28 protein-coding genes and 1 riboswitch are annotated in these 26414 nt (G+C 68.0%); of the genes, 3 read left to right on the top strand and 25 right to left on the bottom strand.

Annotation, left to right across the window (positions count from 1 at the left end; all coding sequences use genetic code 11):
- Nucleotides 1-20: 20 nt before the first annotated feature.
- From pyk to hisI, 11 genes are all read right to left on the bottom strand, one after another.
- Entirely contained in the window at nucleotides 21-1466 is a 1446-nt protein-coding gene (gene pyk, locus AZH51_RS09845) for a pyruvate kinase (RefSeq protein WP_291523739.1), read from the bottom strand.
- 46 nt (nucleotides 1467-1512) lie between these two features.
- Nucleotides 1513-2970, bottom strand: coding sequence for a glutamate synthase subunit beta (locus AZH51_RS09840; protein ID WP_291523737.1), 1458 nt, complete (start codon nucleotides 2968-2970; stop codon nucleotides 1513-1515).
- Nucleotides 2963-7492: a glutamate synthase large subunit gene (gene gltB / locus AZH51_RS09835; RefSeq protein WP_291523735.1), complete on the bottom strand. Its 4530-nt coding sequence runs from the start codon at nucleotides 7490-7492 to the stop codon at nucleotides 2963-2965. Before gltB ends, AZH51_RS09840 begins: the two co-directional genes overlap by 8 nt.
- Before the next feature lie 142 nt (nucleotides 7493-7634).
- Entirely contained in the window at nucleotides 7635-8504 is an 870-nt protein-coding gene (gene lgt / locus AZH51_RS09830) for a prolipoprotein diacylglyceryl transferase (RefSeq protein ID WP_291523733.1), read from the bottom strand.
- On the bottom strand, nucleotides 8504-9310 hold the full coding sequence (trpA, locus tag AZH51_RS09825) for a tryptophan synthase subunit alpha (RefSeq protein ID WP_291523730.1): 807 nt from the start codon (nucleotides 9308-9310) through the stop codon (nucleotides 8504-8506). The genes lgt and trpA overlap by 1 nt, the downstream gene beginning before the upstream one ends.
- Entirely contained in the window at nucleotides 9307-10500 is a 1194-nt protein-coding gene (gene trpB / locus AZH51_RS09820) for a tryptophan synthase subunit beta (protein WP_291523728.1), read from the bottom strand. The genes trpA and trpB overlap by 4 nt, the downstream gene beginning before the upstream one ends.
- Entirely contained in the window at nucleotides 10497-11270 is a 774-nt protein-coding gene (gene trpC, locus AZH51_RS09815; protein WP_291523726.1) for an indole-3-glycerol phosphate synthase TrpC, read from the bottom strand. The genes trpB and trpC overlap by 4 nt, the downstream gene beginning before the upstream one ends.
- 2 nt (nucleotides 11271-11272) lie before the next feature.
- Nucleotides 11273-11536 (bottom strand): HGxxPAAW family protein, encoded by a 264-nt coding sequence (locus AZH51_RS09810; RefSeq protein WP_291523725.1) that lies wholly within the window; start codon nucleotides 11534-11536, stop codon nucleotides 11273-11275.
- Nucleotides 11537-11549: 13 nt separating this feature from the next.
- On the bottom strand, nucleotides 11550-12116 hold the full coding sequence (locus tag AZH51_RS09805) for a Trp biosynthesis-associated membrane protein (protein ID WP_291523723.1): 567 nt from the start codon (nucleotides 12114-12116) through the stop codon (nucleotides 11550-11552).
- Nucleotides 12113-13630, bottom strand: coding sequence for an anthranilate synthase component I (locus AZH51_RS09800; RefSeq protein WP_291523721.1), 1518 nt, complete (start codon nucleotides 13628-13630; stop codon nucleotides 12113-12115). The genes AZH51_RS09805 and AZH51_RS09800 overlap by 4 nt, the downstream gene beginning before the upstream one ends.
- Nucleotides 13627-14001, bottom strand: a complete 375-nt coding sequence (hisI, locus tag AZH51_RS09795) for a phosphoribosyl-AMP cyclohydrolase (protein WP_291523719.1) — start codon at nucleotides 13999-14001, stop codon at nucleotides 13627-13629. The genes AZH51_RS09800 and hisI overlap by 4 nt, the downstream gene beginning before the upstream one ends.
- Nucleotides 14002-14018: 17 nt before the next feature.
- Between hisI and AZH51_RS09790 the strand changes: the two genes are divergently transcribed.
- The gene (locus AZH51_RS09790) at nucleotides 14019-14663 is read left to right on the top strand and encodes a TIGR03085 family metal-binding protein (protein WP_291523717.1); all 645 of its coding nucleotides are present in this window, start codon (nucleotides 14019-14021) and stop codon (nucleotides 14661-14663) included.
- Between the two features lie 8 nt (nucleotides 14664-14671).
- Here AZH51_RS09790 and hisF read toward each other — a convergent pair whose 3' ends face one another.
- Nucleotides 14672-15427 carry an imidazole glycerol phosphate synthase subunit HisF gene (gene hisF, locus AZH51_RS09785; RefSeq protein ID WP_291523715.1) on the bottom strand — a complete coding sequence of 252 codons (756 nt, stop codon included), beginning with the start codon at nucleotides 15425-15427 and terminating at the stop codon, nucleotides 14672-14674.
- 18 nt (nucleotides 15428-15445) lie between these two features.
- Between hisF and AZH51_RS09780 the strand changes: the two genes are divergently transcribed.
- Nucleotides 15446-16165: a hypothetical protein gene (locus AZH51_RS09780; RefSeq protein ID WP_291523712.1), complete on the top strand. Its 720-nt coding sequence runs from the start codon at nucleotides 15446-15448 to the stop codon at nucleotides 16163-16165.
- A 37-nt stretch (nucleotides 16166-16202) separates the two neighbouring features.
- Complete coding sequence (locus tag AZH51_RS09775) at nucleotides 16203-16457, top strand: GlsB/YeaQ/YmgE family stress response membrane protein (protein ID WP_291523710.1); 255 nt, start codon at nucleotides 16203-16205, stop codon at nucleotides 16455-16457.
- 17 nt (nucleotides 16458-16474) lie between these two features.
- Here the strand turns inward: AZH51_RS09775 and AZH51_RS09770 are convergent, their stop codons facing one another.
- The 13 genes from AZH51_RS09770 to AZH51_RS09710 form a co-directional block, all read right to left on the bottom strand.
- The gene (locus tag AZH51_RS09770) at nucleotides 16475-16921 is read right to left on the bottom strand and encodes a PH domain-containing protein (protein ID WP_291523708.1); all 447 of its coding nucleotides are present in this window, start codon (nucleotides 16919-16921) and stop codon (nucleotides 16475-16477) included.
- Complete coding sequence (hisG, locus tag AZH51_RS09765) at nucleotides 16909-17745, bottom strand: ATP phosphoribosyltransferase (protein WP_291523706.1); 837 nt, start codon at nucleotides 17743-17745, stop codon at nucleotides 16909-16911. Before hisG ends, AZH51_RS09770 begins: the two co-directional genes overlap by 13 nt.
- 9 nt (nucleotides 17746-17754) lie before the next feature.
- Nucleotides 17755-18018 (bottom strand): phosphoribosyl-ATP diphosphatase, encoded by a 264-nt coding sequence (locus AZH51_RS09760; RefSeq protein ID WP_291523704.1) that lies wholly within the window; start codon nucleotides 18016-18018, stop codon nucleotides 17755-17757.
- Nucleotides 17978-18463, bottom strand: coding sequence for a 6,7-dimethyl-8-ribityllumazine synthase (gene ribH / locus AZH51_RS09755; RefSeq protein ID WP_291523701.1), 486 nt, complete (start codon nucleotides 18461-18463; stop codon nucleotides 17978-17980). The genes AZH51_RS09760 and ribH overlap by 41 nt, the downstream gene beginning before the upstream one ends.
- On the bottom strand, nucleotides 18460-19668 hold the full coding sequence (locus AZH51_RS09750; protein WP_367188044.1) for a bifunctional 3,4-dihydroxy-2-butanone-4-phosphate synthase/GTP cyclohydrolase II: 1209 nt from the start codon (nucleotides 19666-19668) through the stop codon (nucleotides 18460-18462). Before AZH51_RS09750 ends, ribH begins: the two co-directional genes overlap by 4 nt.
- Before the next feature lie 7 nt (nucleotides 19669-19675).
- The gene (pnuC, locus tag AZH51_RS09745) at nucleotides 19676-20365 is read right to left on the bottom strand and encodes a nicotinamide riboside transporter PnuC (protein WP_291524268.1); all 690 of its coding nucleotides are present in this window, start codon (nucleotides 20363-20365) and stop codon (nucleotides 19676-19678) included.
- Nucleotides 20366-20382: 17 nt separating this feature from the next.
- Nucleotides 20383-20961 (bottom strand): riboflavin synthase, encoded by a 579-nt coding sequence (locus AZH51_RS09740; protein WP_291523690.1) that lies wholly within the window; start codon nucleotides 20959-20961, stop codon nucleotides 20383-20385.
- On the bottom strand, nucleotides 20961-21932 hold the full coding sequence (gene ribD / locus AZH51_RS09735; RefSeq protein WP_291523689.1) for a bifunctional diaminohydroxyphosphoribosylaminopyrimidine deaminase/5-amino-6-(5-phosphoribosylamino)uracil reductase RibD: 972 nt from the start codon (nucleotides 21930-21932) through the stop codon (nucleotides 20961-20963). The genes AZH51_RS09740 and ribD overlap by 1 nt, the downstream gene beginning before the upstream one ends.
- Nucleotides 21933-22014: 82 nt before the next feature.
- A riboswitch (FMN riboswitch) is annotated at nucleotides 22015-22150 on the bottom strand.
- A 27-nt stretch (nucleotides 22151-22177) separates the two neighbouring features.
- Nucleotides 22178-22837, bottom strand: coding sequence for a ribulose-phosphate 3-epimerase (gene rpe / locus AZH51_RS09730; RefSeq protein WP_291523688.1), 660 nt, complete (start codon nucleotides 22835-22837; stop codon nucleotides 22178-22180).
- On the bottom strand, nucleotides 22837-24297 hold the full coding sequence (locus AZH51_RS09725) for a transcription antitermination factor NusB (protein ID WP_291523687.1): 1461 nt from the start codon (nucleotides 24295-24297) through the stop codon (nucleotides 22837-22839). The genes rpe and AZH51_RS09725 overlap by 1 nt, the downstream gene beginning before the upstream one ends.
- Nucleotides 24290-25207 (bottom strand): methionyl-tRNA formyltransferase, encoded by a 918-nt coding sequence (fmt, locus tag AZH51_RS09720; RefSeq protein WP_291523685.1) that lies wholly within the window; start codon nucleotides 25205-25207, stop codon nucleotides 24290-24292. Before fmt ends, AZH51_RS09725 begins: the two co-directional genes overlap by 8 nt.
- Nucleotides 25204-25746 carry a peptide deformylase gene (gene def / locus AZH51_RS09715; RefSeq protein ID WP_291523683.1) on the bottom strand — a complete coding sequence of 181 codons (543 nt, stop codon included), beginning with the start codon at nucleotides 25744-25746 and terminating at the stop codon, nucleotides 25204-25206. The genes fmt and def overlap by 4 nt, the downstream gene beginning before the upstream one ends.
- A complete protein-coding gene (locus AZH51_RS09710) occupies nucleotides 25747-26403 on the bottom strand; it encodes an HAD family hydrolase (RefSeq protein WP_291523682.1) in 657 nt (218 codons plus the stop codon). It lies immediately after the preceding gene.
- Nucleotides 26404-26414: the final 11 nt, after the last annotated feature.

The following is a 26414-nucleotide window of genomic DNA, read 5'->3' as shown; positions in this document are numbered from 1 at the left end:
GCTACCGTGAAACCCGGGTTTCAGTCAGCCTCGTACGCCGGCGCCACCTTGTTCACCGCGTCACCGACGCTGTGCACCCGTAGGGCGTTCGTGGACCCGGGGATACCGGGCGGGGCACCGGCGACGATCACCACCAGGTCACCTTCCTCGCACAGCCCGCTGTTCAGCAGGATCTCATCGACCTGCCTCGCCATCTGGTCGGTGTGCTTCACCTGCGGCATCAGGTAGGTCTGGACACCCCAGACCACCGCGAGCCGGTTGCGGGTGGCCTCGAACGGCGTACACGCCAGCATCGGCCGCTTCGAGCGCACCCGGGCCAACCGCTGCGCCGAGTCACCGGAAGTGGTGAACGTGACCAGGTACTTCACGTCCAACTGCTCGCCGACCTCGGCCGCGGCGGCGGTGATCGCACCACCCTTGGTCTTCGGTTTGGTGCCCAGCGGACGGATCCGCTCCAGCCCGTGCTCCTCGGTGCTCTGGATGATCTTGGCCATTGTCCTGACCGCTTCCAGGGGCCACGCGCCGACGCTGGTCTCCCCCGACAGCATGATGGCGTCGGCACCATCGAGTACGGCGTTCGCGCAGTCGCTGGTCTCGGCGCGGGTCGGACGCGGGTTCTCGATCATCGACTCCAGCACCTGGGTCGCCACGATCACCGGCTTCGCCGCCCGGCGGCAGATCTCGACCGCGCGTTTCTGCACGATCGGCACCTCCTCCAGCGGCATCTCGACGCCGAGGTCGCCGCGGGCGACCATTAACCCGTCGAACGCGTCGACGATGGCGCGCAGGTTCGAAACCGCCTGGGGTTTCTCGATTTTCGCGATGACCGGCACGAACCGGTCCTCCTCGCGCATGATCTCGTGCGCGCGGTCGATATCGGACGGCTCGCGCACGAAGGACATCGCGATCAGGTCCGCCCCAAGGCGCAGGGCGAACCGCAGATCGTCCTCGTCCTTCTCCGACAACGCGGGCACACTGACGGCGACACCCGGCAGGTTGATGCCCTTGTTGTTCGAGCAGATGCCACCCTCGACAACGGTGGTCACGACGTCGTCACCCTCGACGGACACGGCGCGCAATTCGATCTTGCCGTCGTCGATGAGCAACCGGTCCCCCGGTCGGACGTCGCCGGGCAGACCCTTGAAGGTCGTCGACACGATGTCCTTGGTGCCGGGAACGTCCCGCGTGGTGATGGTGAACGTCTCGCCGTTCTTCAACTCCACCGGTCCGTCGGCGAACCGTCCGGTCCGGATCTTCGGGCCCTGCAGGTCGCACAGGATGCCGACGGCACGTCCGGTCTGGTTGGACGCGTCCCGGATCGCGACGTAGCGCTTCTCGTGGTCCGGGTGCTCACCGTGCGACAGATTCAGTCGCGCGATATCGAGACCGGCTTGCACCAACTCCAGCGTTCGTTCCGGACCATCGGTGGCTGGGCCGAGAGTGGCCACGATCTTGGCGCGTCGCATGTTCTCAACCCTAATAACCAGGAGCCGTACGAACGAGTAACAAACCTCAGACGGTCAGCGGACGATCGGTGGGTTTGATCGGGACCGGCAGCGCCGAGCCACCGGTCAGGAAGGCGTCCACACCGCGGGCCGCGGCCCGGCCCTCGGCGATCGCCCATACGATCAGCGACTGTCCGCGTCCGGCGTCGCCGGCAACGAACACACCAGGGACAGAAGTCATAAAGTCGTTGTCCCGCTTGATGTTTGAGCGTTCGTCGAGCTCGACCTCGAGTTGCTCGACCACCCCGGTGCCCTCCGGACCCAGGAAGCCCATCGCCAGCAGCACCAGGTCAGCAGGAATCTCGCGTTCGCTGCCGGCAACCGGCTCGAAGCCCTTGTCGGTGCGTTCGACCTCGACCAGGCGCAGCGCCTTGACGTTGCCCTGATCGTCACCGACCAGTTCCGTGGTGTTCACCGCGTAGGTGCGTTCGCCGCCCTCCTCGTGGGCGCTTGCGACCCGGTAGATCATCGGGTACGTCGGCCAGGGCTGGTTGTCCGGCCGGTCCTCGCTGGGCTGGGGCATGATCTCCAGCGAGGTGACCGAAGCAGCACCCTGCCGCAGGGAGGTCCCGATGCAGTCGGCGCCGGTGTCGCCACCGCCGATGACCACGACGTGCTTGCCCTCGGCGGTGACCTGGCCCTCGACGGTCTCCCCCACCGCGACCCGGTTGGCCGGGGGCAGGAAGTCCATCGCCTGCATGATGCCGTTCAGCTCCCGGCCGGGAACCGGCAGGTCGCGCGGCACGGTCGCGCCGATCGCGAGCACCACGGCGTCGTAGCGCTGCCGCAGCTGATCGCCGGTCACCTCGGTGCCGACCGCGGTGCTGCAGCGGAAGCGGGTGCCCTCCATCTCCATCTGCGCCAGCCGACGGTCCAGGACGGACTTCTCCATCTTGAACTCCGGGATGCCGTACCGCAGCAGGCCGCCCGCCTTGTCAGCGCGCTCGTAGACCGCGACGGTGTGACCCACCCGGGTCAACTGCTGGGCGACTGCCAGACCGGCCGGACCGGAACCGATGACCGCGACCGTCTTGCCGCTCAGGCGGGTCGGGATCTGCGGCGTGACGTTGCCGTGCTCGAACGCCTGCTCGATGGTGGTGACCTCGATCTGCTTGATGGTCACCGCCGGCTCGGAAATGCCCAGCACACAGGCGGTTTCACACGGCGCCGGACACAACCGGCCGGTGAACTCCGGGAAGTTGTTCGTCGCGTGCAACCGGTCGATCGCGTCCGACCAGTCGCCGCGGTAAGCCAGGTCGTTCCACTCCGGGATCAGGTTGCCGAGGGGGCAACCGCTGTGGCAGAACGGGATTCCACAATCCATACAGCGACTGGCCTGTCGTTGCAGGACACCCAGCTGCTGCTCCTCGTAGACCTCTTTCCAGTCCTTGAGGCGCACCGGGACGGGACGACGAGTCGGTAGTTCACGCTCGCGGACCTTCAAAAAACCGCGCGGGTCAGCCACGGCTCACCTCCATGATTCGCTCCCACACTTCGTCGCCGTCGAGGTCGAGGCCCTCGGCCTGCGCGTCCTCGCGCACGTCCAGGACCTTCTGGTAGGCCCGCGGTAGCACCAGCGAGAACCGCTGGGAGTTGGCCTCCCAATCGGCCAGCAACGTGCTAGCGACTGCTGAGTCGGTCCACTCCTGGTGTTCCTGCAGCAACCGGTGCACCACGTCCAGATCGGAGATCCGCAAGGCCATCACGTCGACCAGTTCGGGGTTGACCAGCCGCTCGTCGAGGTCGAGGACGTAGGCCACGCCGCCGGACATGCCCGCGGCGAAGTTACGCCCGGTCGGGCCGAGGATCAGCGCGGTGCCGCCGGTCATGTACTCGCACCCGTGGTCACCCACGCCCTCGACGACCGCGGTCGCACCGGAGTTGCGGACGCAGAAGCGCTCGCCCACCAGACCGCGCAGGAAGATCTGCCCGCTCGTGGCGCCGTACCCGATCACGTTGCCCGCGATCGCGTTCAACTCCGCCACCAGGGAGGCATCCCGCGTCGGACGGACCACGACCCGGCCACCGGACAGGCCCTTTCCGACGTAGTCGTTGCCCTCGCCGTACAACCGCAGGGTGATGCCCTTGGGCAGGAAGGCGCCGAAGGACTGCCCGGCCGCGCCGGTCAGGGACAGCTCGATCGTGCCGTCGGGCAAACCGTCGTGGTAGCGCTTGGTCACCTCGTGACCGAGCATCGTGCCGACCGTGCGGTTCACGTTGGCGATGGCGACCTCGCCGCGCACCGGCTCCTGGTTCTCCAGGGCGTCGTGGCACATCGCGATCAGCTGCTGGTCCAGCGCCTTCTGCAGACCGTGGTCCTGCGGGACCACCTGGTGACGGACGGCATCCTCGGGTACGTCGACCTGCCGCAGGATCGGCGAGAGGTCCAGACCCTGGGCCTTCCAGTGGTCGATCGCCTCGGTCGTGTCCAGCGTCTCGACCTGGCCGACAGCCTCCTCGATGCTGCGGAATCCCAACTGCGCCAACAGTTCTCGCACCTCGGTCGCGATGTACTCGAAGAACGTCTCGATGAACTCCGGCTTGCCGCTGAAACGCTCGCGCAATTCGGGGTTCTGCGTGGCCACGCCCACCGGGCACGTGTCCAGGTGGCAGACCCGCATCATGATGCAGCCGCTGACCACCAGCGGCGCGGTGGCGAAACCGAACTCCTCGGCGCCGAGCAGCGCGGCGATCACGACGTCGCGTCCGGTCTTCATCTGACCGTCGGTCTGCACGACGATGCGATCGCGCAGGTCGTTCAGCAGCAGCGTCTGCTGGGTCTCGGCCAGACCGATCTCCCACGGCGCACCGGCGTGCTTCAGAGAGGTCAGTGGGGCAGCGCCGGTGCCACCGTCATGTCCGGAGATGAGCACCACGTCGGCGTGTGCCTTCGACACACCGGTCGCGACCGTGCCGACACCGACCTCGGAGACCAGCTTCACGTGCACCCGGGCCTCCGGGTTGGCGTTCTTCAGGTCGTGGATCAGCTGGGCCAGGTCCTCGATCGAGTAGATGTCGTGGTGCGGCGGCGGCGAGATCAACCCCACACCGGGTGTCGAGTGCCGGGTGCGGGCCACCCAGGGATAGACCTTGTTGCCGGGCAACTGGCCACCCTCGCCGGGCTTGGCTCCCTGCGCCATCTTGATCTGGATGTCGTCTGCCTCGGTCAGGTAGAGCGAGGTCACACCGAAGCGACCGGAGGCGACCTGCTTGATGGCCGAGCGTCGGCTCGGGTCCAGCAGACGGTCGACGTCCTCACCGCCCTCACCGGTATTCGACCGCGCCCCAAGGCGATTCATCGCAATGGCGAGCGTCTCGTGCGCTTCCTTGCTGATGGATCCGTAGCTCATCGCACCGGTCGAGAACCGCTTCACGATCGCATCGATCGGCTCGACCTCATCCACCGGGATCGAGGGGCGATCGGAGGTGAACTTGAAGAGGCCACGCAGGGTCATCAGCCGCTCGGCCTGGTCATCGACCCGGGAGGTGTACTGCTTGAAGATGTCGTAACGGCGCGAGCGGGTCGCGTGCTGCAGCCGGAAGACCGTCTCCGGGTCGAACAGGTGCTGCGGCCCTTCGCGGCGCCACTGGTACTCACCGCCCACCTCGAGGGTGCGGTGCGACAGCGGCTGGCCGTTGACCGGGTAGGCGACCGCGTGCCGGGCCGCGATCTCCTTGGCGATGACATCCAGGCCGACGCCACCCAGGCGGCTGACCGTGCCGGTGAAGTACTCGTCCACCAACTCGCGGGACAGGCCGATCGCCTCGAAGACCTGGGCGCCGCGGTAGGAGGCGACCGTCGAGATGCCCATCTTGGACATCACCTTCAGGACGCCCTTGCCGAGCGCCTTGATCAGGTTCTTGACCGCCTTCTCCGGCGTGATGTCGGTGATCGCGCCGCGGCGGATCATGTCCTCCACCGACTCCATGGCCAGGTAGGGGTTGACGCACGCCGCGCCGTACCCGATGAGCAACGCCACGTGGTGCACCTCGCGCACGTCACCGGCCTCGACGACCAGACCGACCAGGGTGCGGGTCTTCTCGCGGGTCAGGTGGTGGTGCACGGCCGAGGTGAGCAGCAGCGAGGGGATCGGCGCGAACTCGGCGTTGCTGTCCCGGTCGGACAGCACGATGAACTGGTAACCGTCCCGGATGGCCTCGCTGACCTCGGCGAAGATGCCCCGCAACCGGGCGCGCAGGGCGGTGACACCACCGTTGACGTTGTAGGTGCCCCGGATGACGTACGTCGACTGGCGGCCGTCGATCTCGAAGTGCGTGATCTTGGACAACTCGTCGTTGTCGATGACCGGGAAGTCGAACTGCAGCATCCGGGCGTGCTCCGGGCCCGCGGACAGCGCGTTGCTCTCCGGGCCCATCAGGCCGCCGAGTGAGGTGACCAGTTCCTCCCGGATGGCGTCCAACGGCGGGTTGGTGACCTGGGCGAACAGCTGGGTGAAGTAGTCGAAGATCAGCCGTGGCCGATCAGAGAGTACGGCGATCGGCGTGTCAGTGCCCATCGCACCGAGCGCTTCGCCCCCGGTCTTGGCCATCGGCGCCACGAGGAGCCGCAACTCCTCCTGGGTGTAGCCGAAGGTCTGCTGACGGCGCACCACCGAAGCGGGCGTGTGCCAGATGTGCTCGCGCTCAGGCAGATCCGCGAGTTTGATGACGCCGTCCTCCAGCCACTGGGCGTACGGCTGCGCGCCGGCAAGCTCTTCCTTGATCTCGTCATCGCCGACGATGCGGCCCTGGGCGGTGTCAATCAGGAACATCCGGCCCGGCTGCAACCGCCCGCGCCGGACCACCTTGGACGGGTCGAGGTCGAGGACACCGGCCTCGCTGGCGAGAACGACCAGACCGTCGTCGGTCACCGAGTAGCGCCCGGGGCGCAGACCGTTGCGGTCGAGCACCGCGCCGACCAGAGTGCCGTCGGTGAAGGCCACACACGCGGGACCGTCCCAGGGCTCCATGATGGTGGAGTTGTACTCGTAGAACGCCCGCCGACCCGGATCCATCGTGGTGTGGTTCTCCCACGCCTCCGGGATCATCATCAGCACGGCGTGCGGCAGGCTGCGACCACCCAGGTGCAGCAGCTCCAGGACCTCATCGAAGCTGGCGGAGTCGGAGGAGAAGTTCGAGCAGATCGGCAGGATCCGGGACAGGTCGCCCTTGAACAGATCACTGCTCAGCTGGGATTCGCGGGCGCGCATCCAGTTGCGGTTGCCCTTGACGGTGTTGATCTCCCCGTTGTGCGCGATGTAGCGGTACGGGTGAGACAGCGGCCAACTCGGGAACGTGTTGGTCGAGAACCGCGAGTGCACCAGCGCTAGTTCGGTGGTGAACCGGCGGTCAGACAGGTCCGGGTAGAACGGTTCGACCTGACCGGTTGTCAGCATGCCCTTGTAGGTGATCGTCCGACAGGAGAACGACGGGAAGTAGACGCCCTTCTCGTTCTCGATCCGCTTGCGCAGACAGTAGGCGCGGCGGTCGAGTTCAACGCCGGTCAGGTCGCCCTCGACTGAGGTCACGAAGGGCTGGCGGAACGATGGCATGACGTCGCGGGCGGCCTGGCCGATCACGTCGGGGTTGGTCGGCACATCACGCCAACCCAGCACCCGCAGCCCCTCCTCGGCCGCGATCTGGGCGAAGCGCTCCCCCACGGCCCACTGCTCGTCAGGGTCGGTGGGCAGGAACACGGTGCCGACGGCGTAGGAGCCGACCGGCGGAAGTTCGAAATCGACGACGGCCCGGAAGAATTCGTCGGGGATCTGGGTCAGGATGCCTGCACCGTCACCCACCAAGGGATCGGCACCGGTCGCACCGCGGTGCTCCAGGTTGATCAACGCGGTCATCGCGTGTTCGACGATGTCGTGGCCGGGGGTGCCGCGCATGGTCACGACCATGGCGACACCGCAGGCGTCGTGTTCGTTCGCCGGGTCGTAGAGACCCGTGGAAGCGGGTACCGCCGAGAAGGGCATGGAAGCCATATCCGCTCACCGTTCTCCGGCCGTGGCCGGTTCGTCGTCTACCAAGGGCACACCGCGGTGCGCCCTGCGGGACGACGTTGGCCTGCGGGGTCCCGTCAGCCTAGTTGGCCGACGGAGTGTTCACAAAATGGGACACTCGGTCTCATTCTGTGAGAACTTCTTCTGCGTCTTCGCGTCCCTCACGCACCCCGTCCGGATGCCGCTTACCGGCCACGATGAAGCCGATCAGGCCGGCGATGAACACCAGGATGCACACCCAGACGTTGACGCGTACGCCAAGGATATGGTTCGCCGGGTCGGTACGCATCAGTTCGAACACGATGCGTCCGCAGGGGTAGAGCATCACGTAGAGGGCGAAGACCCGTCCGCGGCCCAGGATGCGCCGCCGATCCAGCAGCACAATGAAGAGGGCGATGGCCAGACAGTAGAGGGATTCATAGAGGAACGTGGGTTGGAAATAGCCCAGCACGATCGGGTTTCCGGCTGCGTCAAGGACCGCGCGCCCCGATGACTCGTCCCACTGGTGGATCTGCAGCGCCCACGGCAGGTCACTGCGCCCGCCGTACAACTCGTTGTTGAAGTAGTTGCCCCACCGGCCGATCGCCTGGGCGACCAACACCCCCGGCGCGGCCGCGTCACAGAAGTCCAGGAAGTTCACACCGTTGCGGCGGCAGCCGATGTAGGCGCCGAGCGCGCCGAGCGCGACGGCACCCCAGATCCCGAGGCCGCCGTGCCAGATCTTGAGGGCATCGACCGGATGTCCGCCCTGCCCGAAGTACGGCTGCCAACTGGTGATGACGTGGTAGATCCGGCCGCCGACGATGCCGAACGGCACCGCCCACCAGGCCACGCTCAGCGCGTCCTCCGCTTTGGCGCCGCGGTCGACCAACCGCCGCCCGGTGATCCAGATCGCCACCGCGATACCCGCCAGGATGCACAGGGCGTACATCCGCAGCGGGACGGGCCCGATCCAGAAGACCCCGCGGGTGGGACTGGGTAGGTAAGCGACCATCAGCGACGTACGCCGGCCGACAGCCCCTGCGCGACCTCCACCATGGCGCGGATCCCGTCGGCTGCACTGCGACCCTCGGCGTCGGCATCGACCAGTGGTCGCACCAGGGCGGTGCCCACGATGACGCCGTCGGAGAACGCGGCGGCTTCGTGGGCCTGCTGCGCGTTGGAGACGCCGATCCCGACACAGACCGGCACATCGGTCACGGCCTTGGCGCGTTCGACCAGACCGGCGGCGCGCTCGCCGAGGCTCTCGCGCGCACCGGTGACCCCCATGACCGACGCCGCGTAGACGAACCCGCGACAGGCCCGGGTCGTCAGGACCAGCCGCTCGGGGGTCGTGGACGGCGCGATCAGGAAGATGGGGTCGAGGTCGTATTTGTCGGCAGCGGCCAACCACTCACCGGCCTCATCGGGTGTGATGTCGGGAGTGATCACTCCCGAGCCACCCGCGGCGGCGAAGTCCTCGGCGAACTTCGCCACGCCGTACTGCAGCACCAGGTTCCAGGAGGTCATCACCACGGCGGCGGCGCCGGCCTCCCGGACCGCCCGCGTGGCGGCGAACACGTCGCGCACGTGGGACCCCCGGGCCAGCGCCTTGCTGACGGCGGTCTGGATGACCGGTCCGTCCAGCAGCGGGTCGGAGTACGGCAGGCCGATCTCGACGATGTCGGCGCCGGCAGCAACCAGCGCACGCATCGCCTCGAGGGAGTCGGCGACGCTCGGGAAACCCAGCGGCAGGTAGCCGATGAACGCGGCCCGGCCTTCGTCCCGCGCCCTCTGCAGGGCCGAAGTCACCTCGCTCATGCGTCGTCCTCCAGCAGCCCGAACCAGCGCGCCGCGGTCTCCACGTCCTTGTCACCGCGCCCGGACAGACTCACCAGCAGCAATGCCCCCGGCCCGAGTTCGCGGCCGAGTTTGATGGCGCCGGCGAGGGCATGGGAGCTTTCGATGGCCGGCAGGATGCCTTCGGTGCGGGTCAGCAGACTGAACGCCTCCATGGCCTCGTCGTCGGTGATCGGCCAGTACTCGGCCCGTCCGGCGTCGCGCAGGTAGGAGTGCTCCGGCCCGACACTGGGATAGTCCAGCCCGGCGGACACCGAATGCGACTCGACCGTCTGGCCTTCCTCGTCCTGCAGCACGTAGGTGAACGCGCCGTGCAACACCCCGGGCGTCGCCTGGCCGCTGAACCGGGCAGCATGCCGCCCGGATTCGACGCCTTCACCGCCGCCTTCGAGACCGATCAGCCGCACGTCGGGGTCGTCGATGAAGCGGTGGAAGATCCCCATGGCGTTGGATCCGCCTCCGACACAAGCGAGTACGGCGTCCGGCAGGCGCCCGTAGGTGTCCAGCACCTGGCCGCGGGCCTCGACACCGATGATCCGGTGGAAGTCGCGCACCATCTCCGGGAACGGGTAGGGCCCGGTGACCGTGCCGAGGACGTAATGGGTGTGCTCGACGTTGGCGACCCAGTCCCGGAACGCCTCGTTGACGGCGTCCTTCAGTGTCTGGGAGCCGTGCTCGACGGGCACGACAGTGGCACCCAGCAACCGCATCCGGGCCACGTTGAGCGCCTGGCGCTGCGTGTCGACCTTGCCCATGTAGACGACGCATTCCATGCCCATCAGGGCGGCGGCGGTGGCCGTGGCGACACCGTGCTGTCCGGCGCCGGTCTCAGCGATCAGCCGCTTCTTGCCCATCCGGCGGGCCAGCAGCGCCTGCCCCAGGACGTTGTTGATCTTGTGCGAGCCGGTGTGATTGAGGTCCTCGCGCTTGAGGACGATCTGGGCGCCACCGGCGTGCTCGGCGAAGCGTGGCACTTCGGTGATGATCGAGGGCCGACCGGTGTAGGTGCGGTGCAGTTGCGCCAACTCGCCCAGGAACGCCGGGTCGTGTGCGGCCTTGGTGCGGACCTCGTCGAGCTCCTCCAGAGCAGCGACCAGCGCTTCGGGCACGTAGCGGCCGCCGAAGTCACCGAACCGTCCGAGCCCCGTCACGCGGCCTGTCCTATCAACGTGCTCACTGCCGACCGCGGGTCGCCGCTGCGGACCAGCGCCTCACCGACGAGTACGGCGCGTGCCCCGAGTTCGCGGTATCTGGCCACGTCGACCGGTCCGGTGATACCGGACTCAGCCACCTTGATGACGTCATCGGGGATGGCCGGCGCAAGGCGGGCGAACACTTCTGGATCGACCTCGAGCGTCTTCAGATTGCGCGAGTTGACCCCGATCAGCCGGGCACCCAACTCAACGGCTCGCCGGGTCTCCTGCTCGTCGTGCACCTCGACCAGCACGGTCATCCCGAGGCCACGAGCCTGTTGGTAGAGGTCGCGCAGCAGCGCATCGTCCAGCGCCGCGACGATCAGCAGCACGATGTCCGCACCGTGCGCGCGAGCCTCGTCGATCTGGTAGGCGTCGACCATGAAGTCCTTGCGCAACACCGGGATTTCGACCCGAGCGCGGACCGCGTCCAGATCGGCCAGCGAGCCGTTGAACCGGCGCTGCTCGGTCAGCACGGAAATCGCGGTCGCGCCCCCCTCGGCGTACTGCTGCGCCAACGCCGCCGGGTCAGCGATCTGGGCCAGAGCACCCTTGCTGGGGCTGGCCCGCTTCACTTCGGCGATCACACCGAGCGACGCGCTCTGGAAAGCGGCCAAAGCGTCCAACGCCGGCGCTGCGGCACGCACGTCCGGCACCGGAGTCTGGCGCCGACGGTCGGCCAGATCGGCACGTACCCCGTCGATGATGGAATCGAGAACTGTGCCCACGCTCAGACGGATTCGCGGGTTTCGGCCTGACGCTGGGGCGCAGACGCCGACCCGAAGCCGGCCTTGCTCAGCACGATGCCGGCGGCCACGCCGACGAAGACCAGCACGACCCCGATGATGTCCAGCACGTGGTTGCCGAAAGCAACCCCGAACGCGATCAGCAGCGAGGCGATCATCAGGATGCCGACGCAGGTCCATGCGGCAACGCTGTGCCCGTGGTCCTCGTGGATCTCGTGGGCCTCATGGGATTGGATGGGTTCAGCCATGGCGCTCATTCTGTCAGGCGGAGGTGTCATCGCGCTCGGCGGTCGGGTCCAGACCGGCCGATAGTTTGTCCCAGTCGCTGAGCGGAGTCTCGGCACGGACCGCCGGCGCGTCGTACCGGCCGGACAGGCCGCCCCACTGCCGGACGGCCACGAGCGTCAGGACGCCGGCCGCGACCAGCAGGACCGCCGCGGCCAACGCCAGCCACACCCAGGGGGTCAGCGTGCCGTGCGCGGCCACCGATCCAGTGCGTCCGGTGGTCGCAGCCGCCTGGTCGCTGACCGGTCCGTCAGGGTTGGCCACAACCAGAACGACGGCGATCAGGGCGAGGACGCCGGACAGCAGGACGAAGACGGCCGCTATCCACCGGGCGATCCGGCCCGCGGTGAGCGCCACGATGCCGGCGGCAGCCCCGACCAGCGCGGCGGCAAACACCCCGGGAGCCGCGCTGGATCCGGCGACGGAGACCTTCACATCGGACAGCACGGCGTCGCTGACGGTGCCGGTGACCCAGGTGCGGGTGGCCGCGAACATCAGGACGGCGACGGCGAGCGCGATGACCAGGAAGACGAGACGCTTCACAGCGGAGTCAGTCCCCCGGCGGTCGCAACCGCCCGTAGCGCGGCAGCGGCTTTGTTGATCGTCTCCTGGAACTCGCTCTCCGGGACCGAATCGGCCACGATGCCGGCACCGGCCTGGACGTGGGCCACGCCGTCCTTGATGACCGCCGTACGGATCGCGATGGCCATGTCCATATCGCCGGCAAAGTCGAGATAGCCGACGACACCGCCGTAGACGCCGCGGCGCAAACCTTCGTACTGGTCGATCAGGGCCATCGCGCGGGGTTTGGGCGCACCCGAGAGAGTGCCGGCGGGAAAGGTCGCCTGCAACACGTCGTACGCCGATCGGCCGGCCCCCAGCTGACCCACCACCGTGGACTCCAGATGCATGATGTGGCTGTAGTGCCGGATCGTCATGAACTCCACGGTCTCGACCGTCCCGGCGTCGCAGACCCGTTGCAGGTCGTTGCGCGACAGGTCCACCAGCATCAGGTGCTCGGCGCGTTCCTTGGGGTCGGCGAGCAGATCGTCGGCCAGGTCCTGGTCCTCCTCCGGGCTCTTGCCGCGGGGCCGCGAGCCGGCGATCGGGTGGGTGATGACCCGCTGTCCGGTGACCTTGACCAGTGCTTCCGGGCTGGAACCGACCACGTCGTAGCTGCCGCCGCCGGGCAACGGCAGCCGGAAGAGGTACATGTACGGGCTGGGGTTGGACACCCGCAGCATCCGGTAGACGTCGAGCGCATCAGCCACACACGGCACTGAGAACCGTTGGGACACCACGATCTGGAAGGCCTCACCGGCCCGGATCGCCTCCTTGGCCTCCTCGACCATGTCGTGGAACTGCTCCCGGCCGTGGCTGGACACCGGCTGCTGCTCGATGGCTTTGGGGATCGCGACGGTGCTGGGTGCGGCGCTGCGCAGATCGTGCGCCATCGCGTCGAGACGCTCCACCGCGTCGGTCCAGGCCTGCTCGACGCGTTCGTCGCTGGCGTCCCAGTTGATCGCGTTGGCGATCAGCATCAGCGAACCGTCCGAATGATCGAACACCGCCAGATCGGTCGCCAGCAGCATGCTGAGCTCCGGCAGACCGAGGGTGTCGGTGCCGGAGTCGGGCAGTTTTTCCCAGTGCCGCACCGCGTCGTAGGTCACCGCGCCGACCATCCCTCCGGTCAGCGGCGGCAGACCGGGCAGCGGGTCGGTGGCCAGCAACGCGATCGTGTCGCGCAGCGCGTCCACCGGAGAACCACCTTCGGGTACGCCGATCGGCGGCTTCCCGAGCCACATCGCCTGGCCGTCGACCTCCGTCAGGGTCGCTGCACTGGCGACACCGACGATGGAATAGCGCGACCACACACCGCCGTGCTCGGCGGACTCCAGAAGGAACGTGCCGGGGCGGTCGGCCGCCAACTTGCGGTAGACGCCCAGTGGGGTTTCCCCGTCGGCGAGCACCCGGCGTACGACAGGGATCACCCGACGACCTTCAGCCAGGACAGTGAACGCGTTCAGCGCCGGCCAGGTCTCACCGAAGGGGATCATGCGCTGGGTTCCGTCACGCTGGGTTCCGTCACGCTCAGGTCCGTGAAGAAGCAGGTCCGGTTGCCGGTGTGGCACGCGGCGCCGATCTGCTCGACGCGCACCAGCAGGGCATCGCCGTCACAGTCGATGGCCACGGACCTCACGTGCTGCTCGTGGCCGGAGGTGTCACCTTTGCGCCAGTATTCGGCGCGGCTGCGCGACCAGAAGGTGACCCGGCCTTCAGTGAGGGTGCGGGCCAGCGCCTCGTCGTCCATCCAGCCCAGCATCAACACCTCGTCGGTGTCGTGCTGCTGGATGATCGCCGCGACCAGGCCGTTCTCATCCCGTTTGAGACGGTCGGCGATGTCGGAAGGGAGGGTGGCACTGCTCACCGGGTCATTATGGACGCATGACTGATTACGCCCGAGTCGAGCGTGCTGCCCTGTGTGATGACTTCCTGCGGTTGGGGCCGGAGGCGCCCACCTTGTGCAAGGACTGGGCCGCGGATGATCTGGCCGCGCACCTGGTGGTCCGCGAGCGCCGACCCGACGGCGCCATTGGCATCGTGCTGCCTGCGGCGGCCGGTCATACGCAGAAGTTGATGGACAAACTCAAGGCGGGAGACTGGCCGGGACTGGTGCAGAAGGTCCGCTCGGGGCCACCGAAGTGGTCGCCGACGGCCATCCCGGCGGTGGACGAGAAAGTGAACCTGCTGGAGTTCTTCGTACATCACGAGGATCTGCTGCGCGGCGATCCGGCGACGTGGACGCCCCGGGAGCTCGACCCCGATCTGGCGCACGCGGTGTGGGCGGGACTGGCCGGGATGACGGCGCTGAGTCTGCGCAGCGTGCCGGTGGGTGTGGTCGCCGCGCCGGACGGGTTGGGGCGGCGCAACCTGCATTCACCCAAGGACGGTCACGGATCGGTCGTGCTGACCGGTCCCCTGTCGGACATCGTGATGGTGCTCTTCGGCCGCCCTCGCACCGACGCCGTCGTGGTGGATGGCGCCGACGCGGACGTCGCTACCTTCGAGGGGCTCGAGCTCGGCATGTGAGCGCCGCGCTAGCGGACCTCGTAACCCGCTTGTGCCAGTGCGGCTTTCACGTCGCCGATCGTGAACTCGCCGAAGTGGAAGACGCTGGCCGCGAGGACCGCGTCGGCACCCGCCTCGATCGCCTCGACGAAATGTTCCGGTGTGCCGGCTCCCCCGCTGGCCACGATCGGCACGCTCACCTCCGCGCGGACGGCGCGGATCAGTTCCAGGTCGAAGCCGTCCTTGGTGCCGTCGGCGTCCATCGAGTTCAGCAGGATCTCCCCCGCGCCGAGTTGTTCGGCCCGCGCGCACCATTCGATCGCCTCGACACCGGCCGGTTTGCGGCCACCATGGGTGGTGACCTCGAAGTGCCCCAGTTGCGATCGGCGTACGTCGGCGGACAGCACCAGCACCTGCGCACCGAACCGGTCGGCGATCTCCGCGATCACTTCGGGCCGGGCCAGCGCGCCGGTGTTGATGCCGACCTTGTCGGCGCCCGCGCGCAGCAACCGGTCCACGTCCTCGACCGTGCGTACGCCGCCGCCCACCGTGAGCGGGATGAACACCTCTTCCGCGGTGCGGCTGACCACCTCGTAGGTGGTGTCGCGCTGGTCGAAGCTGGCCGTGACATCCAGGAAGGTGAGTTCGTCGGCGCCCTGGTCGTCGTAGCGGTGCGCCAACTCCACCGGGTCCCCGGCGTCGCGCAGGTTCTCGAAGTTGACGCCCTTGACGACCCGTCCGGCGTCGACGTCCAAGCACGGGATGACACGGACCGCGACACTCACGACCGCTAGCGTAATGGGATGCGCCTCATTGCGATTGACGGACGGAGTGGCTCGGGCAAGACGGCTTACGCAGCGGGCCAGTTCCCCGGCGCAACCGCCCTGCATATGGATGACCTGTACGCCGGGTGGTCGGGTCTGCGGGACGCGCCCACCTCCCTGACCGAGCAGGTCCTGGCGCCATTACGCCGGGGCGAGCACGCGGCGTACCGTCGATTTGATTGGCACACAGGGACATTCGCGGAGTCGGTCACTGTGGAGCCGGCAGACCTGATCGTGGTCGAGGGGGTCGGCAGCAGCGCTGCCCCGGCAACGGACTTCTACGACGAGCGGATCTGGCTGACTGCCCCGGCGCCAGTGCGGAAGGCGCGAGCCCTCGCTCGCGACGGTGACACCTTCGCACCGCACTGGGATGAGTGGGCAGCGCAGGAGGACGTCCTGTTCCCTGCCGACCCACCGCAATGGGCCGACACCGTCATCGACACCGGACCCGCGCCGGCACTGATCGCTGCGCTGTCAGCGACGCTGCACGACGCCGATCCGATGGGCCTGGCCGGCGCACCGCGCGACGAATACGACGCTGAGGCAACGATCCTGGCCGACCAGATACCCGGTTCCGTCGACGCGGCGGACACCGTGCGGCGGTGCTTCGACCAGATGTTCTGGGCCGGCGCCGTCCGCGACGAACGCGTGATCACCTCAGTGGCCGCAGAGCTGGTCGCGACCATCAACCGGCAGTGAGATCATCACCGGCTCGCACACCCCCTAGGGTGAGCGCATGCTCATCGTGGGAATCATTCTGTTCGGCATGCTCATCGGCGCGGGAGCACAACTGCTACTCGGCACCAAGCCGATCAACTGGCCCGTTGCGTTCGCGGCCGGTTTGATCGGCTCCTTCGTCGGGGGCCTGCTGATCAGTCTGCTCAACGGCGACGGACTCGCGTTCCGGCCCAGCGGCATCATCGGCTCCCTGGTGGGCGCTGTGCTGGTCACGGCCGGCTACCACGCCTACCAGCGTCGCCAGGTGCAGTAACCGGCGCGCCCGAACCGTCAGGACGGTGAGTGGGCGGCGATGAGCGATGCCAGGCGCTGGGCCTCACGCATGGCGACCGGTCCGTCGGACCGCTGGATCGCCATGACCGCCAGCTGCTCGGTGTCGGCCAGGTCGAGAACCGCCCAGGGCTGTCCCCCGCCGTACTGCACGGCCACGATCTGCGCCCAGTCCAGCCGGCGCGTGATCAGCAGGTTGCGCACCCGCAGACCCTGCTCGTCCGGCCACGCGCCGACCATGGCATACCGCAGCAGGAACGCCGCGATCGCGACACCGACGACTACCAGCATGATGCTGTCGAAACCGGTCCAGCCGGCCGAACCGCCTTGCGGCACATTGATGGCCACGATCGCGAACACCAGGACGATCCCCAGCGCGGCGATGCTGGAAACGATCCGCGCCCGCCGCGGCAGGAACGGCGCGTAGGCATCGTTCAGATCCGGCACGCGGCGATCTCCGTGACCAGGATGGCGCGCGCGCCGAGTTCGTAGAGCTCGTCCATCACCGTATTCGTCTGCGCCTTGGGCACCATCGCCCGCACCGCGACATACCCCTTGTCGTGCAACGGGGACACCGTGGGGCTCTCCAGACCGGGGGTGAGTTCGCAGGCCTTCTCGACCAACTGCACGGCGATGTCGTAGTCCATCATCACGTAGTTGCGCGCGGTCAACACACCCTGCAATCGGCGTACGAGCACCTCGACGGCCGGGTTGCGCGGGCTGTTGGCGGGGCGGATCAGCACTGCCTCGCTGGCCAGGATCGGGTCGCCGAAGACCTCCAACCCCGCGTTGCGCAAGGTGGTGCCGGTCTCGACGACGTCGGCGATGATGTCCGCCACGCCCAGGGTCACCGCGGACTCCACCGCGCCGTCCAGCCGGACCACGGAGGCTTCCAGACCCAGGCTGGCCAGGTGGTTGCGGACCAGCCCCGGGAAGCTGGTCGCGATCCGCTTGCCGGCCAGGTCCTGGGAAGCGCCGACCGGAGCGGCGTAGCGGAAGGTGCTGGACCCGAAGCCGAGCTGCAGGACCTCGGTCGCCGGCGAGCCCGAGTCGAGCATCAGGTCACGCCCGGTGATCCCGACGTCCAAGGTGCCGGATCCCACGTAGACCGCGATGTCGCGCGGGCGCAGGTAGAACAGCTCGACGTTCTGGTCGGGGTCGGAGATGACCAGTTCCTTGCTGTCCCGCCGACCGCGGTAACCGGCCTCGCGCATCATCTGCGCGGCCAGTTCGGATAGTGCGCCCTTGTTGGGCATGGCAATACGAAGCATGGGTGGACCTCAGAGGTGGGTGTAGACGTCGGACGGCTCGATGCCGCTGGCCAGCATCAGCACCTGCAGGTGGTAGATCAGCTGGCTGATCTCCTCCGCGGTGCGCTCGCGGCCCTCGTGTTCGGCGGCCATCCAGACCTCAGCCGCCTCCTCGACGATCTTCTTGCCGATGGCATGGACGCCGCCGTCGAGTTCGGCGACCGTGCGCGAACCCTCCGGTCGCTGCTGGGCCTTAGCGGCCAGCTCCACCCACAACTGATCGAACGTCTTCACAGGAGGCAAGGGTACTGGCCGTGGCGACCGCGGCTTGCGCCGCTTCGAACCCCTTGTCCTCGACCGACCCCGGCAGACCGGCCCGATCCAGTGCCTGTTGCTCGGTGTCGCAGGTCAGGACACCGAAGCCGATCGGCACACCGGTCCGGACGCTGACCTGGGTGATTCCCACCGTTGCGGCCTCGCAGACGTACTCGAAATGCGGGGTACCTCCGCGAATGACCACGCCCAGGGCGACCAGTGCGTCGTACGCCGGGGCGAGCCTCGCGCAGGCGACGGACAGTTCGAAGGTGCCCGGCACCCGGATGACCTCGGCAGTTCCACCCAGGGCGCGCTGGGCGCCGGCGATCAGCCCGTCCATCACTTCGCCGTGCCAACTGGCCGCGACGATGGCCACGCGCAGTCCGCTGGCGTCGACCTCCAGGACCGGTCCGTGTCCGCTCATGATGCACCCTTCAGAATGTTCGGCTCAGGGGCCAGGTGGCCCATCCGCTGGAGCTTGGTGGTCAGGTAGTCCAGGTTGTGCACACTGGCCCCGACGTGCAGCGGCAGCCGCTGCACCACCTCGATGCCGGCGTCACGCAGCGCCTGCTCCTTGGCCGGATTATTGGTCAGTAACCGGACACTGATCAGTCCGAGGTCACGCAGAATCGCTGCGGCAGCGACGAATTCGCGGGCATCGACCGGCAGCCCGAGCGCTGTCTGTGCATCGACGGTGTCCAGGCCGGTGTCCTGCAGGCTGTAGGCCCGCAGCTTGTTGAGTAACCCGACCCCACGTCCCTCGTGGCCACCGAGGTAGATGACGGCACCCCCGTCCCGGACGACCGCCTTCAGCGACGCGTCGAGTTGCGGGCCGCAGTCGCAGCGCTGCGAACCGAAGACGTCGCCGGTGAGGCACTCGGAGTGCACGCGGACCGTGTCGCCACCGTCCTTAACCACGGCGATGTGCTCGGCGCCCGTGACCAGGTCCAGGTAGCCGTGGGCCGTGAACTCGCCGTACGCCGTGGGCAACCGGGTGCTGGCAACGCGCCGGACCCGGTCGTGTCGCTGCCGCCACGCGATGAGGTCGGCGATCGAGATCAGTAGCAAGCCCTCGCGGTCGGCAAGGTCCTGGGCCGCGGCCAGGCGCATCATCGAACCGTCGTCGTGAACGAGTTCGACGATGGCGCCGACCGGCTCGAGCCCGGCCAGGCGGGCCAGATCGACGGCCGCCTCGGTGTGCCCCGGCCGCTCGAGCACGCCCCCGTCACGCGCCCGCAGCGGGAAGACGTGCCCGGGCCGGGTGAGGTCACCGGCCGTGGTGGCTGGGTCGGCGAGCAACTGCAGCGTGCGCGCCCGGTCGGCGGCACTGATGCCGGTGCTGACGCCGTCGCGGGCGTCAACCGACACGGTGTACGCCGTGCCCTTGGGATCCTGGTTGTCGCTCACCATCGGGTGCAGCGCCAGGCGGTCCGCGATCTCACCGGTCACGGGAGCGCACAGCACCCCCGAGCCGTAGCGGATAGCGAAGCCGATCCACCGCTCGTCGGCCGCGGACGCGGCCATCACCAGGTCGGCCTCGTTCTCCCGGTCCTCGTCGTCAACGACGAAAACCGGTCGGCCCGAGGCGATGTCGCGTAACGCGTCCTCGATAGTCGCCAACTCGCCCATTGCCATGTCACACCTGCCCTGCTGGTTGGAGAACGGGCTGTTCCTCCCGGGAGGCACGCCACCACACGAAGAAGCCCCAGACCACGAACGCGGCGTACACCAGGTAGAGCACCGCGGACGGGTAGAACTTGAAATAGATGAGCTCGGGCACGCCGACGAGGTCGACGGCCAGCCACATCAGCCAGAAGTCGGTCCACCCGCGGGCCATCGCGTAGGTCGCCAGCATCGAACCGACGAAGATCCAGGCGTCCGCCCACCAGTAGAACTCCGGCGGCTGCCAGTAGTCGACGCCGATGGTGCGGAACACCCACTGGCACACCACGACACCAACGGCCCACACCAGCAGGTAGCCGATCCGCTCCTGCGTGGTGGCCCAACGCGGCTGCACCGCAGGGGCATCCGGGTCAGACGACTGGTTCTTGGTGCGTTGCCACAGCCACCAGCCGTAGATCGAGGTCAGGATGAAGAAGACCTGCCGACCGGCCTGGCCGTACAGCTTCTCCTGGCCGTGACCGGTGAAGCCGACCGCGAAGAACACCGTGAAGAGCAACGCGTTGCCGATGATCCCGACCGGCCACGCCCACACCTTGCGGCGCATCCCGCCGATCGCCGAGGCGAGGCCGAACGCGTTGCCGATGATCTCGCGCCAGGTGATTGCCTGACCGCCGATCGTCAGGTGGGCGTCGAACAACGTCATAAAGATGTTGCTGTCGGTCACTTCATCAACCTCTCCACGTACTTCGCCAACACATCCACCTCGAGATTCACCAGATCACCGATTCCCTTGCACCCCAGCGTGGTCAGCTCCAACGTGGTGGGGATGAGCGACACCTCGAAGGAGTCCTCGCCGACCGCGCTGACCGTGAGGGAGACCCCATCGATGGTGATCGATCCCTTCTCCACGACGTACGGCGCCAGCTGGGTCGGCAGCCCGAACCGGACCACCGTCCAGTGCGGCTGCTCGTCGCGGTGCTGGATGCTCGTCGTGCCATCCACGTGCCCTTGCACGATGTGTCCACCGAACCGGCCGTCGGCGCGCATCGCCCGCTCGAGGTTCACCGGGTCACCGGTCGAACCCAGGCTGGTGCGGCGCAGTGTCTCAGCCATCACGTCGACGGTGAAGGTGTCCTGCGTCCAGTCGGTGACGGTCAGACACACCCCGTTCACCGCGATCGACGCGCCGTGGCTGACGTCATCGAGCACCTTCGGCCCGCGCACCGTGACTCTGGCGGCATCGCCATCGGTGTCGATCGCGACGATCGAACCCAGCTCTTCGACAATCCCGGTGAACATCAGACTCCCTTTCCGGACAGGATGATTCGCACGTCGCCGCCGACCCGGTCCACCTCATGCAGCTCGAAACGCTGGATCTCCGCGATGTTGCCGATCCCGAGATCGCCCACGGCGCTTGCGCCCTTGCCGAGCAGCGCGGGCGCGAGGTAGGCGACGACCTCATCGACCAGGCCCCCTCGCAGGAACGCTGCGGCAACCTGCGGCCCGCCTTCGAGCCACGCATGGCGGATCTCCCTGTCCTGCAGGGCATGCAGCACCACCAGCGGGTCATGCGTCGGGATCTGCAGGTAGTTCTCGTCTGCTTTCACGCGTGCGGCGGGAGGGATCTCGCGATGACCGACGATCACCCGCAGTGGGTTACCGTCGTGGCCACGCACCGTCAGTCGCGGGTCGTCCGCCAGTACGGTCCCTGTCCCCGCGATGATCGCGCCGGCCGTCGCGCGGCGCGCCTGGACGTCTGCACGGGCCGCCGGGCCGGTGATCCACTGACTACTGCCATCGGCTGCCGCGCTGCGACCATCGAGAGTCGCGGCGAACTTCCAGGTGACGAACGGGCGCCGGTGCGTCACGGCGTACGTCCAATAGCGGTTGAGGTCGGTCTCGATTGGTTGGTGCTCGACCTCGATGCCCGCTGCGCGCAGTCGAGCCGCTCCCCCAGCGGCCGTGGCGTTCGGATCAGCTTGCGCGTACACGACTTTCGCCACCCCGGCGTCGTTCAACGCCTGGGCGCACGGCCCGGTGCGACCGGTGTGGTTGCACGGCTCGAGACTGACGTAGGCGGTGGCATCCCGGGCATCGCCGGCGGCGCGCAGCGCGGCGACCTCGGCGTGCGGGCTGCCGGCACCCTCGTGCCACCCTTCGCCGATCACCTGGTCGCCGCGGACCAGCACACAGCCGACCTGGGGGTTGGGGTCGGCGAGCGGACCGCGGCGTGCGAGATCGATGGCCCGGTGCAGATAGTGCGCGGTCACCTGGTCCACCTTCCCGTCGTACGCCGATGCGCACCGGGGTGACCAGAGACCGCCGAGCGCACACAGGGGTGCGCGTCGACGCTGGCGTGCTGCCTCCCATCCGGACTTTCACCGTCGGTCCTGGAGTTCCACCAGGTCAACCACTCATTCCCCAAGGAACTCGTGGGTCGCGGACTATCACCGCCGGCTCGGAATTACACCGACCCCGGAGCACGTTCAGCGAAACTCTACACCGCGAACGGGAATCAGGTATGCCGGTGCTTACCCGCCAGTGCGCGCAGTTCGTCCACGGCACCGGCAGCCGACTCAGCGCCGTACACCGCGGACCCGGCGACGAACACGTCGGCCCCGGCGGCCGCGCACTGCTCGATCGTCGAGGCTGAGACACCGCCGTCGACCTGCACCCAGATCTCGCCACCGAAGCGCCGCACGGCCTCGCGCACCTGATGCACCTTGGGCATCTGGTCGGCCATGAACGACTGGCCGCCGAACCCCGGCTCGACGGTCATGACCAGCACCATGTCGAGCTCGGGCAGCAGATCCTCGTACGGCGCGAACGGGGTTCCCGGCTTCAGCGCCATTGACGCACGGGCGCCTTCGGCGCGCAGCGTGCGGGCGAGCTTGACCGGATCAGCGGCCGCTTCGATGTGGAACGTCACGCTGCGCGCGCCGACCTCGGCGTACTCCGGGGCCCATCGATCTGGGTCCTCGATCATCAGGTGCGCGTCCAACGGGATCGGTGACACCTTGGCCAGTGCCTCCACCACCGGCGCACCCAATGTCAGGTTCGGGACGAAGTGGTTGTCCATGACGTCCACGTGCGCCCAGTCGGCGTTGGAAATGCGATCCAGCTCCGCCTGCAGATTCGCGAAATCCGCCGACAGGATCGAGGGTGAGATCAACATCAGGGAGCAACCTTTCGCAGCAGCGCGAAGAACATCGCGTCGGTGCCGTGGATGTGCGGCCACAGCTGGACCGCAGGACCGGGTCCGAGATCACTCAGCGGCTCGAACAACACGCGCGCATCCTCCTGCCGCACGTCGTCGCGAGCGGCCAGGACCTCCGAGACGACCTGGTGGGTCTCGGCCAGGTGTGGACTGCACGTGACGTAGGCGACGATGCCGCCCGGGCGCGCAGCGTCCAGCGCGGAGGTCAACAACTCGCTCTGCAACACGGTCAGCGGCGCCACGTCCGCAGGTGTCCGCCGCCAGCGCGCTTCCGGCCGGCGACGCAAGGCGCCCAGGCCGGTGCACGGTGCGTCGACCAGGACCCGGTCGTAGGTGTCCGGCTCCTCGGCACCGATGTCGCGCCCGTCGCCGGTGCCGATCATCACTTCGGCACCCGAATCGATCGCTGCGACAAGGGTTTTGCGCACGAGCTCAGTGCGGTGCTCACTGACCTCGTTGGCGAAGAGTACGGCGCCCTGCTCGTGCGCGAGCGCGGCGAGCAGACCGCTCTTGCCGCCCGGGCCGGCACACAGGTCCAGCCACTCCTGGTCGGCACGGGTCGTGACCTCTGCTCCCGCAACAGCCAGTGCCACCAGTTGCGAGCCGGCGTCCTGCACGGCGGCCCGGGTGTCGCGCACCGCGGGAATCTCCCCGGGATCACCGGATTCCAGCACGGCGCCAACGGGCGAGACGTCCGAGGCGACCGCGCCGAACTGCTCCAACTCCTGGACGCTGGACAGGCCGGGTCGCGCGACCAGAGTCACGGGAGCCGGCGTGTTGTCCGCCACCAGCAACGCTTCCAGTGTGTCCGCCGAAACCCCGTTGGCCAGTAAGGAGGAACGCAGCGCCCGGACCACCCACAGCGGGTGCGAGTGCTCGATCGCCAACGCCTCCAACGGTTCCCGACCTGCCGTGACCTCAGCGACCCAGTCCTCGCGGGTGCGCTCGGTCACGCGCCGCAGGACGGCGTTGACGAAGCCGGCCGCGCCTGCACCGTTCACCGAGCGGGCCAGACCCACCGTCTCCGAGGCCGCGGCGTGCGCCGGCACCCGCATCCCGAGCAACTGGTGCGCGCCCAGCCGCAGGGTCGATAACACCGGAGGGTCGATCGTGTCGACGGGCCGACCGGCGCACAGTTCGATGACCGGGTCGTAGAACCCCTGCATCCGCAGCGTGCCGTATCCCAACTCCGTCGCGAACGCTGCGTCACGACCGGTGAGGCCCGCCGCGCGCAGCAACCGGGGCATCTCCAGGTTCGCGTAGCCGCCGCCGTCCACCCGGCGCAGCAGGTCCCAGGCAGCACGGCGGGCCGGATCGCCGTCCCGGCGACGTTGGCTGGGCCGGTTCGCCGAGAACTGACCCCGCTTCTGCGTCCGGGCGGCAGGCCGTTGCCGTCCCCGTGCGTCCCGTTCAGCCACCGAGCACCTCACCATCACTGTCCCGTACGCCGCGCGCCCACGCCGCCGCGTCCATCACCTTCTTGCCGACCGCCTGCACCTGGTCCAGCTCAACGGCCTGCGTCCCGGTACCGACCAGTACCGATCGCTTGCTGACCTGCAACTGCCCGGCGGGCAGCACCTGATCAGAGGTGCCGACCGGCAGCACCTTGAGCCGCTCACCGCGGAACGTCGTCCAGGCCCCGGGGGCGGGAGTCATCGCTCGGACGTGCCGGTCAACGGCGAATGCCGGTGTGCCCCAATCGATCCGCGCATCCTCAACGGTGATCTTGGGCGCCATGGAGACGCCGTCGTACGGCTGCGGATCAGGCTCCAACGCGCCCGACTCCAGTGCGTCCAAGGTGGCCACCAACAGATCGGCCCCGGTCCGGGCCAGCCGTTCCAGCAGGTCTCCACTGGTCTCCCGACGGCCGATCGAGGCGGTCATCCGGCCCAGGATCGGACCGGTGTCCATCCCTTCATCGATCACGAACGTCGTTGCCCCGGTGACTTCGTCACCGTGCGCGATCGCGTGCTGGACCGGTGCCGCACCACGCCACGCCGGAAGCAGCGAGAAGTGCAGATTGATCCAGCCGTACTGCGGGATCGCGAGGAGATCGGCTGGCAGCAGGGCGCCGTACGCCACCACGGGGCAGGCGTCGGGGTGCAGGTCGGTGAGTTGGGCGGCCACCTCCCGCGGTCGGCCCGGAGTGAGGACGGGGATCCCGGCGTGGTCGGCGATCTGCCCGACCGGTGACCGCTGGGTCGAACGACCTCTGCCCGCGGGTGCGTCGGGTCGGGTGAGCACCGCGAGCACCTCATGGCGTGAGTGCAGGACGGCCTGCAGCGAGGGTACGGCGGCCTCCGGAGTCCCCGCGAACACCACTCTCATCGGCGCACCCCGGATGCGTGGGGACTGACCCGGACCTCGGGGACGTCCTGCCCCGTCCACTGCGCATTGCGAATCGCCTTCATTGCCAGGCGTTTGGTCTCGTGGTCCAGCCGGTCGATGAAGATGATGCCGTCCAGGTGATCGGTCTCGTGCTGCAGACAGCGCGCCATCAGGTCGGTGCCCTCGATGGTGACCGGCTCGCCGTACATATCGAACCCGCGTGCGACGGTCCGCAACGCCCGCGGTGTCTCGAAGACCAACCCGGGCAGGGACAAGCACCCCTCATCCCCGATCTGCTGCTCGCTCGACAGCGACAGGTCCGGGTTGATTAGATGGCCCAGCTGGCCGTCGATGTAGTAGGTGAAGACCCGAAGACTGACGCCGATCTGCGGAGCCGCCAGACCAGCTCCGGGCGCGTCCATCATGGTGTCGGTGAGGTCCTTGACCAGTTGCCGCAGTTCTTTGTCGAAGACCGTGACCTCGGCGGCCGGCTGTCGTAGGACCGGATCACCGAAGATCCGGATATCGGTGACCGACACTCACGCCTCCTTGATCGGCAGGCCGCGGGCGTGCAGATCGGCCCGCAACTCGGCTGCAGTGGTGAACGCGATCGCGTCCAGTCCCGCGTCGATCGCACCCTGCACGTTGGCCAAGGAATCATCGACGAAGAGCGCATCGTCCAGGCTGCCCAGGTGCCGGATCCGGTCGGCGAGAATGGCGAAGATCGCCGGGTCGGGCTTGGCGACCCCCTCCTCGCCGGAGACAACGATGTCGTCGAAGAGATCCAGGAAGTCGAAGCGGTCCAGCGCTGCGGGGAACATGCCGGCCGACCAGTTGGTCAGTGCCACGAGGGGGACGCCCGCGGCGTGCAACTCCCGCAGGATCTGCTCGGTACCTTCGACGGGTTCCTTGATCGAGTGCCGGAAGTGGTTGCGGTAGGCCAGGACTTCCTCGCGGTAGTGCGGATGCGATGCGATGGCCGCCGCCTCGGCGTCCTCCCAGCTACGACCGCTGTCCTGCAACAGGTTCCAGCCCGCGAAGTCAAAATCCGGATCGTTTACGAATCTGCGGGCCCGCTCGACACCGACGTCCTGGGCGATCGCTTCGACCGGGTCCCATTTGATCAGGACGTTCCCCAGGTCGAAGACCACCACGTCGTAGGCGACGGGGGCGTCGGTGGTGGGAGTGTCTGTCATGGTCACGAGGC

It is taken from the genome of Branchiibius sp. NY16-3462-2 (assembly GCF_001594145.1).
Taxonomy (GTDB): domain Bacteria; phylum Actinomycetota; class Actinomycetes; order Actinomycetales; family Dermatophilaceae; genus Branchiibius.
Note: the sequence above shows the minus strand (reverse complement) of the source record. Positions and strands in the feature narration are given on the sequence as shown.